The organism is Streptomyces axinellae, assembly GCF_039532135.1.
In the GTDB taxonomy this organism is placed as follows: Bacteria; Actinomycetota; Actinomycetes; order Streptomycetales; family Streptomycetaceae; genus Streptomyces; species Streptomyces axinellae.
The window spans coordinates 59220-74506 of record NZ_BAAARJ010000023.1 but is presented as its reverse complement, the minus strand read 5'-3'; the positions used below and the strand labels follow the sequence as shown (position 1 = coordinate 74506).

The window sequence follows — 15287 nt, the reverse complement described above, 5'->3', positions numbered from 1 at the left end:
TGCCTCAGCCGGCGGCGCCGCCCTCCTGGGCCGGGACCTCGCCTTCCTGGGCCTGGGCTTGGGCCGCGGCCTGGCGTACCTCGTCCATGTCCAGGTCGCGAGCCTGGCCTATGAGGTCCTCCAGCGCGGCCTCGGGGAGCGCGCCGGGCTGGGCGAAGACCAGCGTCCGGTCCCGGATGATCGCCAGCGTCGGAATGGACTGGATCTCGAAAGCCGCGGCCAGCTCCTGCTGGGCCTCCGTGTCCACCTTGGTGAAGGCGAGGTCCGCGTGCCGCTCGGCGGCGGCCTCGTACACGGGGCCGAAGCTACGGCAGGGACCGCACCATGACGCCCAGAAGTCGATCAGGATGAAGTCGTTTTTCTGGACGATCTCGTCGAAATTGTCCTTGGTCAGCTCGATGGTGCTCATGTTCTCTCCTGCGACGGGGCATCAGAGCGGGCCGCGCCCTGGTGCCGGTGGCAACAATCGCGGGCCGGCCCGCCATTCCCGTACCGCGTTCCCCGGACGGTCGGGGCAAACTCTCGCCGGAACGCCGGAATCCCTGCCTGCCGGGACGAGCGGACCGGCCATGCGAGGCGGGCCGGGAACGCACGGTCAGCATCCGATCGCACGGTGCGCGTCCTCGGTTGCCGTAGATCCTCGGTACGGCCTGCCCCGTGCTCAAAGCGTCACCGGTTGAACCGGTGACGCTTTTCGCCCGCCTCCTCGGGGCCCGCTCCACCACGGTGACCACGCCGCGGAAGCCGCCGAGCGGCCGGCTCACCCGGCTCACCAGGGGACGGGGCCCTCGTCGTCGAAGAAGCCGCCGCGCGGTCCGTCATCCGGCAGAGTGGCGAGCCGGATGGCGATCGCGGCGCCTTGTCCGGGCGTCCGCTCGACGATCGCCGCCGCTGCGGCGGCTCCTCGGGTTCGCGGGCGAACCCGGTGCGGTACCGACGAAGTCCTCTTGTGCGAGGTCGGCGAGCAGGCACGGCTGCTGCGCGACGGCCACGCCGACGTGGCACTCATGCACCGTCCGTTCGACGATCTCGCCGGGTTCGACACCGAAGACCTCTGCGTCGAAGGCCAGGTCGCGATCCTTCCCGCGGGGCATCCGCTCGCGTCCCGCGACCAGCTCACGATGGCGGACGTCCGCGATGTGCCGGACCTCCCGATCGCCCGGTGGCCCCGGCTCGACGGCTCCTACCCTGAGGGGCCCGGACCGGAGGTGCACACCCGGTCGCAGCTCGCTCAGCTCGTGGCGCCCGGCAAAACCCTGCTGGTCATCCCCGCCTCCAGCCGTGCCTGGCAGTGACCCGAACACTCGCGGTGCCCGTCCTCGACGCGCCGGAAGTCACCACGGTGATCGCGTGGCCGCCGAGCAGCCGCTCCCAGACGGTCGCCTCACTCTCCGCTCGATCGAACTGCCGTGGAGCGACGGCCCTCGCCCTTGAGGCCCTGGCCGGACGGGGCCTTGGCGCAGGGGGTCGGCGCGGACGAACATGAGCCGTATGAGTGAGCAACCCGGACGATGGAGCCGGGCAAACATCTACCCCGACATGTGGGCCGACCCGGACGACGACCCCCGCAACAGCGAAGGCCCCAGCCCGGACGGCGAGTTGGCCACGCTCCAGGACTTCCTGACGAACTACCGGATGACCCTGCGGATGAAGTGCGAGGGCCTGGACCCCGAGCAGTTGGCCCGTCGGTCGGTGCCCCCGTCGACGATGTCACTGCTGGGCCTGCTCCGGCACCTGGCCGAGACCGAACGGGACTGGCGCAACTGGATCAGCGACGGCGATCCGCTCCCGAAGCTGTATGGCGAGAACGACGGGGACTTCGAGGGAGCCGTCGCCGAGCAGGAGGTGGTCGATTCCGCTTACGCCGCGCTGGCGCGCGAACAGGCGGCGACGGACGCCGCGCTGGCGGACCATCCGGACCTGGGCGAACGCCTCGGGAAAGAGAGGATCGCGGGCAGGGAGCTGATGGTGCACCGGATCGAGGAGTACGCCCGGCACTGTGGCCACGCCGACCTGCTGCGCGAGCGCATCGACGGACGAGTGGGCCAGTGAGCCGGGGTGAGCCGGTGAGCGGGGCCGGCGGACGCGGCCCCGCGTCTACGAGGGGCGGGGGCGGGGCGCGATACGCCGCACCCGGTTGCTGTCCGACTCCGCGACGAACAAGTCGCCGCCCGAGCCCAGCAGCAGCGCCCTCGGCAGAACGAGCGCGGCGCCGAGCGCGGGGCCCCCGTCCTCCTCGTGGCCCGGCGGACCACCGGCGACGGTGGACACCGCGCCGTCCGGAGTGAGCACGCAGACGCGCCGGTTGAGCGAGTCCGCGACATACAGCGTGCCCCCCGCGTCCATGTCGAGGCCGCGTGGTTGGTCGAGGCGGGTGGCGGTGCCCGTGCCCGCCTCGTCGTACCCGGCCTCACCGGTGCCCAGCACCGTGGTGAGCATCCCATCGGGTGCCAGCGCCCGCACCGTCGGCGTCGTCCTGGGTGTGCGCAATCTCAGCCAGCAGGGCCTGTTCGTGCTCGGCGGTTCGGCGGCCGACAGGTTCGGGCCACGGAGCGTCATCATCACCGGCTGCGGACTGCGCGTCCTCGGCTTCGGCCTGTTCGGGCTGGGCACTTCCCTGCCGGTGCTGGTGGCCGCCTCCGCGCTCAGCGGACTCGCGGGCGCCCTGTTCTACCCCGCCGTCCGCTCCTACCTGGCCCACGAGGCAGGCGACCGCAAGGCGGAGGCGTTCGCCCTGCTCAACGTCTTCGCGATGACCGGCTCACTCCTCGGCATGCTGCTGGGCAGCGTGCTGCTGCTCTTCGATTTCCGCGTGTGCGCCCTGGTGGCGGCGGGAGTCTTCGCGGCGCTCTTCCTCGCCCAGTTGTTCGCGATGCCCCAGCGCCAGCCGGGCCGGCGCGGCACCGCGCTGTGGCAGGACTGGCGGGAGGCACTGGGCAGCCGGGGCTTCTTCCCCTTCGCCCTGGCCATGGCGGGCATGACCACGCTGGAGAACCAGCTCTACCTGCTCATCTCCGAGGGCGCCCATCAGGCCACCGGCCGCGCCGAGGCCGTCAGCGTGCTGCTCGCGGCGGGGGCCGTGGCCAACATGGCACTCCAACTGCGCCTCACCCGCGGCCTGCAACGGCGCGGCGGCACCGCGCGCTGGATGGTGCCAGGGCTGCTGGTGATGTCAGCCGGGTTCCTGCCGCCCTTGCTGACGGCGGGGAAGAGCGAGCCGGGCGGACTGGGCCAGGCCGCGTTGTGGCTGCTCCCGCTGATGGCCGCGACGCTGCTGCTCTACCTCGGTGTGATGGTGCTGCACCCGCCGGTGATAGAGCTGATCCCGCACTTCGGCCACGAGCGCCTGACGGGCACCTACTTCGGCCTCTTCTACGTCGTCTCAGGGCTGACCGCGGCGGCCGGAAACAGCCTCATCGGATGGACGATGGACCTGGGCCGCACGGGCTGGCCCGGACTCCCCTGGGCGAGCTGCGCGGCGATCGGACTCCTGTCGGCCCTCGCCCTGGCCGCGCTCGGCCGTCTCGGCCGGCTGCCCCACACCGCCGCTGGCGTCCCACCCGCAGAGCCGGTCTCCGGCCGCCGGACGGCGCACGTACCGCATCCGGCCCTTCCGGCCCGCCCGGCGGACGAAGCGGCGAGCGGCAGCGCGGAAGGCCCGCCTCCGGACAGATGACCAGGCCGGCTCCCTTCCGCCATCCGGGGTGCCGCGGACTGTCACCCGGCGGCCGGAGGTCAGCTCCGCGGGCGGGGTCCGGGTGGGGTCACCGCTGGTGCGGGCGCCGTCGGTGGAGGCCGGCCATCCGCCGACGGCGCTCGCCGGCCAGCCGGTGGGCCACCAGGGAGAGCAGCAGACACATGCCCACGTACAAGGTGCCCACGACGAACAGCACGGGCAGATACGGATACCCGTGCGGCGTCGCGATGTTCTGCGCCAGCAGCTTGCCCGCGTACAGCAACTCCTCGTACATGATGATGAACCCGAGAGAGGTGTCCTTGAGGGTCACCACGATCTGACTCACCAGCCCCGGCAGCATCGCGCGCACCGTCTGCGGCAGTACCACCGTGCTCATCACCTGCGTCTTGCGCATCCCCAGTGCGTAGGCGGCCTCGTACTGCCCCAGCGGAACGGCCCGCGCGCCCGCGCGCAGGATCTCCGCGTGCACCGCCCCGTTGTACAGCGCGACTCCCAGCGCCAGGGCCCACAGCGTCGGGGAGGCGAAGTGCGTCGCCAGCCATCCGCCCGGCGCGCCCAGGCCGTCACGCATCGCGCCGGCCACGGACTCCACCACATCGCGCAGGCCCGCCATGTTGTAGAGCGCGAAGATGAGGATGAGCAGAGGCAGCGCCCGGAAGATCTCCACGGCCGCCGAGGAGGGCCAGCGCAACAGCCGGTGCGCCGAGAGCCGCCCAGTCGCCAGCACTACGCCGAGCACCAGCGACACCACGACAGCCAGCCCGAACGCCTTGAGCGTGTCCAGCGCCCCCCCGCAGCACCCGCTCTTGTACCCCGCGGTAGGTGAAGGGCTCCCACATGTCCGCGGCGAACTGACCGACCCCTTTCAGCCGGAGGACCACCGCAGCCGCCACCGCGAGCCCCGCCGCCAGCGCCAGTACCCCGTACAGCCGGTGCCGCCGCCGTGCGCGGGGGCCGGGCGCGTCGAAGAGGACCGGGGCGGCGCCGCTCACCTCGGCACCGCCAGCCGGCTCTCCAGCACTCGGAAGACCGTGCTGATCGCCGCGATGACCACCAGATAGGCCAGTCCGACCCACACGAACACCGTCACGACCGCATACCCCTGTTCGACCAGGGTCTTCTCCACGCTGAACAGCTCGAAGACGCTGAAACCGCCTGCCAGGGCCGAGTTCTTGGCGAGCGTGATGACCACGCTGCTCATCGCGGGCAGCACCGCCCTGCCCGCCTGGGGAAGCACCACCAGCACGGCCGTCTGCGCGAACGTGAGCCCGAGGCTGCGCGCCGCGTCGGCCTGGCCGGTATCGACCGTGTTGACGCCCGAGCGCAGCGCCTCGCACAAGAACGCGGCCGAATAGGCGCTGAGCGCGACCACCGCGAGGGTGAAATAGCTCAGAGTCGTCAGCCCCAGCAGCGGCAGGCCCACGGTGACTCCGAAGAACAGCAGCGTCAGCGGGGTGTTGCACAGCAGCGTGACGGCCACCCGACCGAAGCCGCGCAGCACGGGGACCGGGCCGACGCGGAAGAACGCCAGTACCCCGCCGAGGACGGCGGCGATCAGCGCGCTCACCACCGTCAGCTCCAGGGTCCCCACGAACCCTCGGCGGAACAGGTCGGGATTGTCGAGCAGTACGTGCACGGCACCTCCGCGGTGGACAGCTCAGGCGGACCTCAGCGCGGCGGGCGCGGGGGCGGGGCACCGGAGCGGCCGAGCGTCGCCCGGTAGGCGCGCAGCCAGTCGCCGTTTCGGAGATGGCGCTCCAAGGCGGCGTCGATCGCGCGGCGCAGCCCGGCATCGCCGCGTGCGAGGCCCACACCGTAGGGCTCCTTGGAGAAGGGGTGGCCCACGACCCGGAGTCGGCCCTCGTTCTGCGCCGCGTAGCCCTTGAGGATGGCGTCGTCGGCGGTCACCGCGTCGGCAACCCCGGTCACCAGGTCCTGCACGCACTGCGCGTAGCTGTCGTGGGAGATGACGTGCGCGCCGTAGGTGGGACTGCTGATGCGCTGGTAGGGCGTGGATCCGGTCACCGTGCACACCCGCTTGCCCCGCAGGTCGCGGGGGCCGTTGATGCCGTTGATATGGCGTGCGCCGTTCTTGGCGCCCGCGCCCGCGCCTTCGCCTTCGCCTTTGCCCTCGCCCTTCGCCACGAGGAGGTCCTGGCCCGCCACGTAGTAGGGCCCGGCGAAGGCGACCTGTTTCTTGCGCTCGTCGTTGATGGTGTAGGCCGCGACGTAGTAGTCCACGTCGCCCTGCGCGATGGCGGTCTCGCGGCCTTGGGGCGGGACGGTCTGCCAGTCGATCCGGTCGCGGGGGAAGCCCAGGTCGGCGGCGACCATGCTGGCGATCTCGATGTCGAAGCCGGCGCGCTGCCCGGTGACCGGGTCCTCGAACCCGAGGAAGGGATGGTCGGACTTGACCCCCACGCGGATGCTGCCCCGCTTCTGGGCGCGAGCGTACGCGCGCGAGCCGGGCACCCGCACGCCGGATGCCACGGGGTAGGCGACCGGTTCGCTTCCGCCGCCGCGCATCAGTTTGCCGACGCTGCCCGCCGGCGTGCCCTCCCTGCCGCACCCGCTGCTCACCAGCCCCATGGCCAAAAACGCGCACGCCGTCATCGCCACCGCCCCGCAGCGCGGCCATCGACGCCTGCTGGCTGTCACGTCACTCCTCGGGGCCGGACGGTGTAAGACGGCGGAGCAAGAGGACGGAGCAAGAGGAAAGGGCGGAAGCGGAAGTCAGGTGAAGGAAGGTAATCGTATCAGTGACAGGCTGTCAGGCCCGCTGGCGCGATTCGGCCGTTCGTGTGCGGCGGGCGGCTCAACGGGACGTCTTCGGACGGTTCATGACCGGTTCAGAGCGACGGAACAGGTATTGCCGGGGGCATTTTCGAAGAAGGCTGCCGAGGTGCGGAACGGACTGCTCCAGCGGAATTTCCGACCTTGGCGGAAATCATTCCGCCGATTCGGCCACAGATATTCGCCGAGTTTTTCGCATCAGGTAACGGGCAGGTTTCCGGGGACTCATCAGTCAGCCCGGAAAGGGGGCGCGGAGGACGATGACCGCAGCTGCAGAGCCCGTGGAGGACCTGTACCCCACCCGCGCCGTGCGCGAGTCGGTCCCCTTCGCCCGGCGGCACCCGGTGGTGTGGGGCACGGAGGCGGACGGACCGCTGGACGCGGGGGAGCTGGCCGCCTTCGACCGCGACGGGTTCCTCTCCTTCGAGGCGCTGCTCAGCGCCGAGGAGATCCTCGGCTGCCTGGAGGAGACCGAACGCCTGGGCCGGGACCCCGAAATGCGGGCCTCGGGGCGGGTGGCGCCCGAGCCGGACGCGGACGGGATCCGGTCCGTCTTCGAGGTGCACGCGTTCAGCGAGGTCTTCGCCCGTGTGGTCGGCTCCGCGCGGCTGGCCGACGTGGCCCGGCAGCTCTTGGGCTCCGAGGTGTACGTGCACCAGAGCAGGGTCAACCTCAAGTCCGCCTTCGACGGTTCGAAATTCGGCTGGCACGCCGATTTCGAGACCTGGCACTCCGAGGACGGCATGCCGGCGCCCCGCGCGCTGAGCTTCTCCGTCGCGCTCACCGACAACCAGCCGGTCAACGGGCCCCTCATGGTCATCCCGGGCTCGCACCGCACTTTCGTGCCCTCGGTGGGGGAGACCCCGGCCGACTACCACAAGCTCTCGCTGCTGGGGAAGGCTCTCCCGGCGGGGCCCGCCGACCGCACCGTGGTCACCGAACTCGCGCTGAACAACGGCATCCAGCAGCTCACCGCGTCCGCCGGCTCCGCCGTCCTGTTCGACTGCAACTGTCTGCACGCCTCGGCCGGGAACGTCTCCCCCTTCCGGCGCACCAACCTCTTCGTCGTCTACAACAGCGTGGACAACACACTGGGCCCGCCCTTCGCCGCCCCGGCCCCCCGGCCCGGCTTCCTGGCGGACCGCCGGTTCACTCCGGTACCCCGCCGGTGAGGGAGGTGCCCGGCGGGCGGTCCCGATCCGTGCCGCTGCCGTACTCCCGCACGAGCCGGGCCACCTCCAGCGTGGTGTAGCCCCGCTCGAAGTGGCGGGGCTCGCTCAGCATCCCGGACACCAGCTCGTGCAGCAGGTGCGCGTAGTCCCCGGCCGGGCCCGGCCAGGCCGTGGTGTCGAGCATCCACGGACGGGTGCCGGGCGACAGCTGCGCCGCGCCCTCGCGGATCAGGGTCTTGGACAGCTTGGCCCCCGACTCGGAGAGGATCACCGGAGTGAACACCCGCGGCGGCGCCGCCGCGTCCGGGTAGTACGAGAACGCCTCGTCCACCAGGCGGCAGCCCGGCGCCCAGTCCGCGCCCTTGACGATGACAGGCATCGCCGCGTCCCTGGCCGCCACCCGCTCCTTGACGAGGTTGCGGTGCAGCGTCGTCAGCCCGACCCACGCGTCCGTGCCCGGACCCGCCTCCGCCACGTACCGCCCGTGGTCGAGGCAGACCGCTGCGAACCGGGCGCCGTCGCTGTCCAGGGACAGCAGTTCCGTGTGCTCCCCGTACTTCTGCAGCCAGCCGCACCTGGGGCAGGGAAAGCTCACCGGGACTCTGCCGTGCGAAGGCGCCAGCACCCAGCGCAGCTGCTCGCGGCGGATAAGGGAGGCGGCCAGCTCCTCGCGGAAGGTCCGGCTCCGCTGTTGCCGTGTGTAGGTCTCGACCTCGTACGGCACCCCGGTCGCGGCCGAGAGCGCGTCGAACAGGCCGCCGTAGAAGCGCTCGACCAGCTCCGCCACCCGGTCGGGGCCCAGCGCGTGGTGGTACGACAGCTCGTAGAGCGTGCCGGTCGCGGGGCAGCGCCGGGTCTCGTACGCCGTGTTGTCCAGTGCGCCGAACCGCACTACGGCCGGTGTGCCGAAGCGCTCCCTCGCGGCGCGGGCCAGCAGGAAGGCCGCCGTCTGCATGACATTGGTGCCCAGGTGCGGGGCCCCGTTGATCTGGACGCCGGCATACAGCGCCAGACGCTCAGGCGTTCGGGCGCGCAGCTGCGGGCCGATGAAGTCGATGCTGTGCTCCACGGCACCGGCCGTGACGCTCACCGGCGAGACGGGCGAGACGGGCGAGACGGGCGAGACGGGCGAGACGGGCGAGACGGGCGAGACGGGCGAGACGGGCGAGATGGGCCGGAGCGGTGAGGCGGGACGGGGCGGTGAGGCGGGACGGGGCGGTGAGATCGACGAGGTGAGCGGGGTGGGGGCGTCGGGGGAGTTGAATCCGGGCATGCGGGCCTCTTTCCACGGAGGGCCTGTGGGAACGGGTGGGTGTTACGGGCAGCGAGGACGGCGGAGAAAGGGGGGAAGGGGGCAGCCGACTCGTACGGGCGCTTACACCTCGTCACCAGCGATCTTCTGACGCCCCGTCATCAGTGACGTCACCAGTGATGGCGGGCCGGCGGCGCGGGCGGGTCGAAGACCCGGAGCGGGCCGGACCAGGGCAAGGGTGCGGCGGCGGCGCCGTGCAGCGCCTCCAGCCGGGTGGAGCGCGAGGCCGCGGCGGCCCGCAGAAGCTCCATCAGCCCGTCGCCGGTCAGGGGCCCATGACCGTTCACCGGTTCGGGACCGGCCCGGCGGCAGGCCAGGCCGACGATGAAGTACCCGGACGCCTCGGGCCCGTTGCGCCACACCACGGCCTCTCCCTGCCGCTCCAGTTCCGTCATCCGCTCGGGATGCTCACGGGTGAAGTCGCCCAGTGGCAGCGGGCACAGCGTCACCGCCGCGACGCGGTAGCCGGCGTCCGCCAGCAGTTCCACCGCCCGCCTGGGGCTGGAGTAGCTGCCGAAGGTGAACCCCAGGTCCGTGCCCAGCGCTTCGGCGTGGCCGATGATGGCCTCCGCCCATTTGAGGCCGTCGGGCCCGCCGCTGATGGAGCGGCGCTGTGCGTCGGCCTCCGGAGTGAGCGGCACATACGGGGGGTTGCTGGTGACGATCAGCGGCCGGGGCAGCGGCCCTCCGGCGGTGGACAGCAGCCGCTCGGCGCTCAACTGGGCGAAGTCGCCGTGCGCGAAGGTGACATGGGTGGCGCCGTTGTTGACCGCGTGATGCCTGCGTGCCCAGGCGACGCTCGCCTCGCTGGCGTCCACCCCGTGCACCCTGGCGGCCCCCGCGCGGGCCATGCCGGCGGCGGCGGCACCGCTGCCCGAGCCGAGGTCCAGCACGCTGCCCCCGCCGTGCGCCGGGAGCAGGTCCTTGACGACCCAGACGCCGATCTCGGTGTCGGCCGGCTCGAAGAAGATGCCGGGGGAGGGCGGTACGAGATCGTCCGCCGTCAGATGCTCGTAGCGGGAGACGTAGGAGATGTCCGTCATACGGTCCTCACTCCGGTCGGTACGGGCGCCGTGGGGGTCCGGGCTCGCGGGGGCCGCGCCGCTCGCGCGGCATACGTCAGCGGGGCGCCGCCGCCACCTCCTCCAGCACCGCCATCGCGCTGGGGAGCTTCATCGCCGCCTGCGTCCAGGCCAGCGAGCTGTCGCCGTCCAGAACCTCACCGGCCACCTCGTCGCCCCGGTGCGCCGGCAGATCGTGCAGGAACCGCGCGTGCGGCCAGCGCCGCAGCAAGGCCGCGTCCACGTGGAAGGGGCGGAAGACCTCCCGCCAGCCGGGGTCGGCCTTGGCCGTGCCCGTGGTCTGCCAGCGGGTGGTGTAGACGGCATCCGCCTCGTCGGGCGCTTCGGCCAGATCGTGGATCTCCTGGAGCGTCGCGCCGGTCCGCGCGGCCCGCCGACCGGCCGCCGCCAACGCCCCCTCCGGCAGCCCGTAGCCGCGCGGGACCGCGAAGGTGACCCGGGCCCCCGGCACCGCGGCGAGCCCGTGGGCCAGTGCCACGGCGGTGTTGTTGCCCTCGCCGATGTACAGCACGTGGATGCCGCTCAGATCCCCGTACTCCAGGGCGAGGGTGGCCAGGTCGCAGACTCCCTGGGTCGGGTGCTCCTCGGTGGACATCGCGTTGATCACCGGCAGTGAGCCCGCCCGGGCGAGGGTCTTCAGCTCCTCGACGGGCCCGGCCGTACGCGCCACCAGCGTGTCGAGCATGGCGCCCAGAACCCTGCCGGTGTCGCTCACCGACTCCCCGGTGTTGAGCTGGAGATCACCGGGCCCGTAGCCGATGGGCGCGCCGCCCAGCCGCAGCGCGCCGACGGTGAAGGCCGTACGGGTCCTGGTGGAGGTGCGGGTGAACAGCACTCCGACGGCCTGGCCCGCCAGCGGAAGTTCGTGGGCCTTGGGGTTGTGGAACAGCTCGACCGATCTGCTGACCAGTTTGTGCAGGGCCGGCGCCGCCAGGTCGGCGAGCGAGAAGAGCCCGCGTGCGGCGTGCCCTTCGCCGCCTCCGGGCGGCCGGCCCTGATGTGCGCCGGTCCGCCGCACCTCTTCCTCGCGCGCGCCGTCCTCGACCGCGCCGTTTTCACGTGCCCGGCCCCTCGCGCCCTTGGCTGCCTGGTCCATCTGTGCCTCTCTCGGTCGGCGGGTCAGGTGCTCGCTGTTCCCTGGTTCCCCGGGGGCGCGGGCCGGCCGGGTGCGTCCGGACCGGGCGGCCCGTGGCGGGCCCTGGCGCCGGTACCCATGCCCGGCGGGGGCAGTAGCTCCGCCGCCTCGAACGCCCGGGCGCCGCCGGCCGCTTCGAGCACGCCCGTCTCCTCGAAGAGCCGTACCGAGTGCCGGGCCGAGCTGCGGATTCCCGCGTCCACCTGGGCCCGGGGGTAGGCGTCGTGTACGACCTCCTCGACCGTGGCGGGCGCCAGCCCCGCGGCCGTCAGCGACGCCCGCACGGGGCGCAGGTCGGGCAGCAGGCTCGCGCGGATCAGCTCCGGAAGGCAGCGCGCCACCCGACCGCGCGTGGCATCCGGGAGCTGTGCCCACAGCCGGCGGAAGAGCCGGGAGAAGAAGACGTGGTGCCAGCCCTCGTCGCGCGCGTGGTCGCGCACGATGTCCCGGACGACGGTGAGTACACGGCCGTCCCGGGGGATGTCGTTGAGCAGGGCGGTCACCAGCGTCTCGAAGACCACGACCTGGAGCAGCTGGGCCAGCGCCGGCTCGCCGGGCAGCGCGCGGGCGCCGATGTCGTCCAGCCGGGCCAGGAACGGCGCGAAATCGTAGGGCAGGGGCGTCGTTCCGGTGGCCACGGAGAGCTGCTGGATGACATCGAAGCTGTAGAGCGAGTGGTAACCCTCGTCGCAGTAGATGCGGTACGCGTCCAGCCGTACGGCGCCGGGGAGTTCCAGGCCGCTGCGTCCGCCCGCGATGCGCTCGGTGGCCCGGTTGACCACCTGGGTCTCGAACTGCGCGGTGAAGCCCAGGTACTGGTACAGATGCCGGGTGAACAGCTCCGCTCTGCGCGGCTGCGGCAGGGCGAGTACCGCCGGGTGCCGGGCGTAGGGGATCAGGTCAGGGGGGAAGAAGAGCTGCCCGGCCGCCAGTTCGCCGGCGAGCAGCCGTCTGGGGTCGCTGCGCACCCCCGCTCTGGCGTACCAGTCGCGGGTCTCGTCGTCCGGCGTCATCGCGGTGCCCCCTCGCCGCCGTTGACCGCGTCCTGTGCCGCGTCCTGCGCCGATTCCGTGGCCCCCGGCGGATACGGCAGCGGCGATACGACCTCGACGCCCCGCCCCGTTCCGCCGTCCTCCGCCGTGCCCTCCGTCCTCCCGTCCGCCACAGCGCTCGCCCGTTGCTCCTCCGCCGCCCCGGCGGACGCGTCGCCGTGGCCCGTCGGCGTGCCGCCGAGTCCGTTGCGGTGGCGCCAGGCGGGGGAGTAGACGGTGTCGGCGTAGCGGTCGGCGCCGTCGGGGCAGACGCAGGCGATGTCCGCGCGCTCGGGCGCCGCGCGGAAGAGCGCGAGCGCGGCGGCCACCAGGGCGCCCGAACTCGGGCCCAGGGCGAGTCCGGTCGTCCGCAGCAGCCACAGACAGGCGCGTACGGCCTCCCCCGAGGTGACGCGCACAGCGGGGCCGAAATCCTCGGGCAGATACCGGGAGGGCCGACTGGCACCGATGCCCGACAGCAGACGCGGCCCCAGATCCCCGCCCAGCGCGGCAGAACCCGCCAGATCCACCCCGGTCAGCCGCCAGCCGGTGGCCGTGGTGGCGGCGAAGTCCCGGAAGCCGGCCAGGGTGCCTCCCGTGGAGACCGCGATGAGGACGTCGAGGGGTTCCTCCGGTACCTGCGAGTGCAGTTCCGGCGCTGTCGAGAGGGCGTGCACCCGGGGGTTGGCGGGGTTCGTGTACTGGTTGGGCCACACCAGCCGCCGCTCCCGGCGGACCCGTCCCTCGACGTAGGCGAGTCTGCTGAGCAGATATCCGCCCGCCCCGTCCGGTCTGTCCACGGTGACGACGCGGGCCCCGAGGGTCCGTACGGAGTGCAGGACCGACGCGCTGGCCCGCGGATCCACCACCGCGGTGAACGGCACGCGGTGCGCGGCTGTGACGGCGGCCAGCGCCAGCCCCAGATTGCCGGAGGTCGATTCGATGATGCCGGCGTCGGGGTCCACCCGTTCGGCCACATCGTCCCAAAGCGCCAGCGCCGTACGCCCTTTGATGGACCCATAGGGGCTGTAGGACTCCAGCTTCAGCCAGAGCGTCCGGGGCACTCCCTCGACGAAGAGGCGGACCGGAATGACCGGAGTGGGCGGCATATGCGTGAGCGGTATTGTCAATGGGGCGGGTCGAGTACGAGAACTCCGTTCCAAGGCAACTCCACGGATCGGTGGCCCCGCTGCCGTACCGTACTGCGCTGCACGTAGTGCTATGGCACGGGAAGAGTGCGTGAATTTCTCACCGTGCGTTGATTCCATCGTCCGGAGGTATTTCCTCGCGAGCCGTAGAGGGAGCGCGTCACTTTACCTACGGTAGTTTTTCGTTTCGACGCCCACAAGGACGCGTTCTGGCCATTCGCTGACGGGAGTTGACGACGCGGCAGGCGCGTCATGATGCATTCGGAATATGCGCATGGGCTTTATGCCACTGGAACTGGCGCCGCACGCGCCGCACCCCACGGCATACACGGCACGCACGGCACGCACGGCACCCACCACGCGGCACATACGGCACGGCCCGGCCGGGGAGGGGGAGCCCGGCCGGGCCGTTGCTTCGCGGGTGCCGCTGGTCAGCGCGCGGCGAGCTGCCCGGCGCGCGGTCGGGGAGCCCCGGGACGGTGCAGCAGCAGCGCGAGCGCGGTGGCGAGCAGCGAAATGGCCCCCGCCAGCACATACGCTCCGTCATAGCCCCACGAGTCCACGGCCATCGCGCCGAGACCCCCGCCGAACAGGCCGCTGATCAGCTTGCCGCTGTAGGCGATGCCGTAGTTGGTGGCGTTGTGGTTCTCGCCGAAGTAGTCCGGGGTCAGCGCCGCGAACATCGGGTAGAACGCGCCGCTGCCGAAGCCGGATATGAACGCGAAGACAAGGAACAGCAGTTGATTGTGGATGTTTCCGGCCCACAGGACGCCGAACTGGGACAGGCCGAGCACGACGATGACGAAGATCAGCGTGGTCTTGCGCCCCAACCGGTCCGACAGCCAGCCGATGAAGGCCCGGCCGATGCCGTTGATGATCGACATGATGCCCATCGAGGACGCGGCGACCATCGGCCCGAAGCCCACCTCCTTGGCGAACGGCACCTGGAAGGAGATACCGAAGATCGACACTCCCGCCGTCATCACCACCAGTAACCACATGAGCGGCAGCATGCCGGTGCGCATCGCCTCCATCGGCGCGTACTGCCGGGTCGCCGGGGGGTTCTTCTCCAGCGCCGCCACCGTCTTCGCGCTGCCTGTGCGGGCCGGCGGATCGTGGTCGGCGGGCCACCAGTTGCGCGGCGGGTCACGGAAGAACCAGGCGCAGACCGCGACCACGATCAGCACGTACACCCCGATCGCGTCCAGGATGCCCTGGTAATTGCTGGTGTCGAAGGCGTAGTTGAACAAGAAGATGAACGGGACGGCGCCGTAGGCGAAGCCGCCGTTGACGAACCCCGTCTTGCCGCCCCGGCGTTCGGGAAACCACTTGCCGACCGTGTTGATACAGGTGGCGTAGATGAACCCCGAGCCCGCCCCGCCCAGCAGGCCGAAGCCGAGGATGGCCAGCAGCACGTTGGAGGTGTGGGACAGGGACAAGAAGCCGACCAGCGCCAGCGCGGCGCCCATGTACATGGCCCGGCGCGGGCTGAGGATGTGGTGCTCGCGCAGCCAGCCGGCCGGGAAGGCGATGCCCGCCTGGAAGAACACCCAGACGCTGAGGATCCAGAAGGTGTCGCTCTGCGTCCAGTGATGTGCCTCGGAGAGGGTGTCCTCCGCCGAGCCGTACGCGTACTCGAACACGCTGATGGCCATCATCGCGATCCACGGGAGATACACCATGATCTTGCGGGAGTGGCCCAGCAGTTCGCGGTCCGTTTCGCCGATCCGGTAGACGCGGCCGTTCTGGTCGGTCACCTCACGGTAGGCGACTGCCGCCGACGGATCGTGGGTTTGTGCCATCTGTTGACCCTTCGCATGGAGGTTGTGCTGCCTCGTGCAGTGCGGCTGCCGGGCCCCGTGGTCGCGGGAGGGCAGCGATGGATCGCATACAGTCGACTCATACTGTATGGAATTC

At 71.5% G+C, this 15287-nt stretch carries 15 protein-coding genes and 1 pseudogene; 4 read left to right on the top strand and 12 right to left on the bottom strand.

Translation table 11 applies throughout. The annotated features are described in order from the left end of the window. Positions 1-4 precede the first annotated feature (4 nt). Both trxA and ABD339_RS28695 read right to left on the bottom strand, forming a co-directional pair. Complete coding sequence (gene trxA, locus ABD339_RS28700; RefSeq protein ID WP_344570048.1) at positions 5-409, bottom strand: thioredoxin; 405 nt, start codon at positions 407-409, stop codon at positions 5-7. A 360-nt stretch (positions 410-769) separates the two neighbouring features. After that, positions 770-874 (bottom strand): annotated as a pseudogene (locus ABD339_RS28695) (dehydrogenase); the annotation flags it as partial. 73 nt (positions 875-947) lie between these two features. Between ABD339_RS28695 and ABD339_RS33905 the strand changes: the two are divergent. Together ABD339_RS33905 and ABD339_RS28685 are read left to right on the top strand one after the other, a co-directional pair. Beyond that, entirely contained in the window at positions 948-1295 is a 348-nt protein-coding gene (locus tag ABD339_RS33905) for a LysR substrate-binding domain-containing protein (protein ID WP_425576125.1), read from the top strand. 196 nt (positions 1296-1491) lie between these two features. Beyond that, entirely contained in the window at positions 1492-2052 is a 561-nt protein-coding gene (locus tag ABD339_RS28685) for a DinB family protein (RefSeq protein ID WP_344570047.1), read from the top strand. 45 nt (positions 2053-2097) lie between these two features. Here ABD339_RS28685 and ABD339_RS28680 read toward each other — a convergent pair whose 3' ends face one another. Then, on the bottom strand, positions 2098-2427 hold the full coding sequence (locus ABD339_RS28680) for an NHL repeat-containing protein (protein WP_344570046.1): 330 nt from the start codon (positions 2425-2427) through the stop codon (positions 2098-2100). Positions 2428-2431: 4 nt separating this feature from the next. Between ABD339_RS28680 and ABD339_RS28675 the strand changes: the two genes are divergently transcribed. Further along, entirely contained in the window at positions 2432-3676 is a 1245-nt protein-coding gene (locus ABD339_RS28675) for an MFS transporter (protein WP_344570045.1), read from the top strand. 88 nt (positions 3677-3764) lie between these two features. Here ABD339_RS28675 and ABD339_RS28670 read toward each other — a convergent pair whose 3' ends face one another. From ABD339_RS28670 to ABD339_RS28660, 3 genes are all read right to left on the bottom strand, one after another. After that, entirely contained in the window at positions 3765-4436 is a 672-nt protein-coding gene (locus ABD339_RS28670; RefSeq protein ID WP_344570044.1) for an amino acid ABC transporter permease, read from the bottom strand. Between the two features lie 249 nt (positions 4437-4685). After that, complete coding sequence (locus ABD339_RS28665) at positions 4686-5333, bottom strand: amino acid ABC transporter permease (protein WP_344570043.1); 648 nt, start codon at positions 5331-5333, stop codon at positions 4686-4688. A 32-nt stretch (positions 5334-5365) separates the two neighbouring features. Further along, on the bottom strand, positions 5366-6355 hold the full coding sequence (locus ABD339_RS28660) for a glutamate ABC transporter substrate-binding protein (protein ID WP_344570042.1): 990 nt from the start codon (positions 6353-6355) through the stop codon (positions 5366-5368). Between the two features lie 395 nt (positions 6356-6750). Here ABD339_RS28660 and thpD point away from each other — a divergent pair, with 395 nt between their 5' ends. Further along, a complete protein-coding gene (gene thpD / locus ABD339_RS28655; protein WP_344570041.1) occupies positions 6751-7662 on the top strand; it encodes an ectoine hydroxylase in 912 nt (303 codons plus the stop codon). Here thpD and ABD339_RS28650 read toward each other — a convergent pair. The 6 genes from ABD339_RS28650 to ABD339_RS28625 all read right to left on the bottom strand — a co-directional run bounded on the left by ABD339_RS28650 (position 7640) and on the right by ABD339_RS28625 (position 15172). Further along, positions 7640-8935: a hypothetical protein gene (locus ABD339_RS28650; RefSeq protein ID WP_344570040.1), complete on the bottom strand. Its 1296-nt coding sequence runs from the start codon at positions 8933-8935 to the stop codon at positions 7640-7642. The two genes, thpD and ABD339_RS28650, sit on opposite strands and share 23 nt — an antisense overlap. A 149-nt stretch (positions 8936-9084) precedes the next feature. Beyond that, a complete protein-coding gene (locus tag ABD339_RS28645) occupies positions 9085-10017 on the bottom strand; it encodes a methyltransferase domain-containing protein (protein ID WP_344570039.1) in 933 nt (310 codons plus the stop codon). Positions 10018-10093: 76 nt separating this feature from the next. Beyond that, complete coding sequence (locus tag ABD339_RS28640) at positions 10094-11152, bottom strand: ornithine carbamoyltransferase (protein WP_344570038.1); 1059 nt, start codon at positions 11150-11152, stop codon at positions 10094-10096. Positions 11153-11175: 23 nt separating this feature from the next. Next, a complete protein-coding gene (locus tag ABD339_RS28635) occupies positions 11176-12204 on the bottom strand; it encodes a diiron oxygenase (protein ID WP_344570037.1) in 1029 nt (342 codons plus the stop codon). Further along, positions 12201-13331: a pyridoxal-phosphate dependent enzyme gene (locus ABD339_RS28630; protein WP_344570036.1), complete on the bottom strand. Its 1131-nt coding sequence runs from the start codon at positions 13329-13331 to the stop codon at positions 12201-12203. The genes ABD339_RS28635 and ABD339_RS28630 overlap by 4 nt, the downstream gene beginning before the upstream one ends. Positions 13332-13801: 470 nt before the next feature. Continuing rightward, complete coding sequence (locus ABD339_RS28625) at positions 13802-15172, bottom strand: OFA family MFS transporter (protein ID WP_344570035.1); 1371 nt, start codon at positions 15170-15172, stop codon at positions 13802-13804. Positions 15173-15287 lie beyond the last annotated feature (115 nt).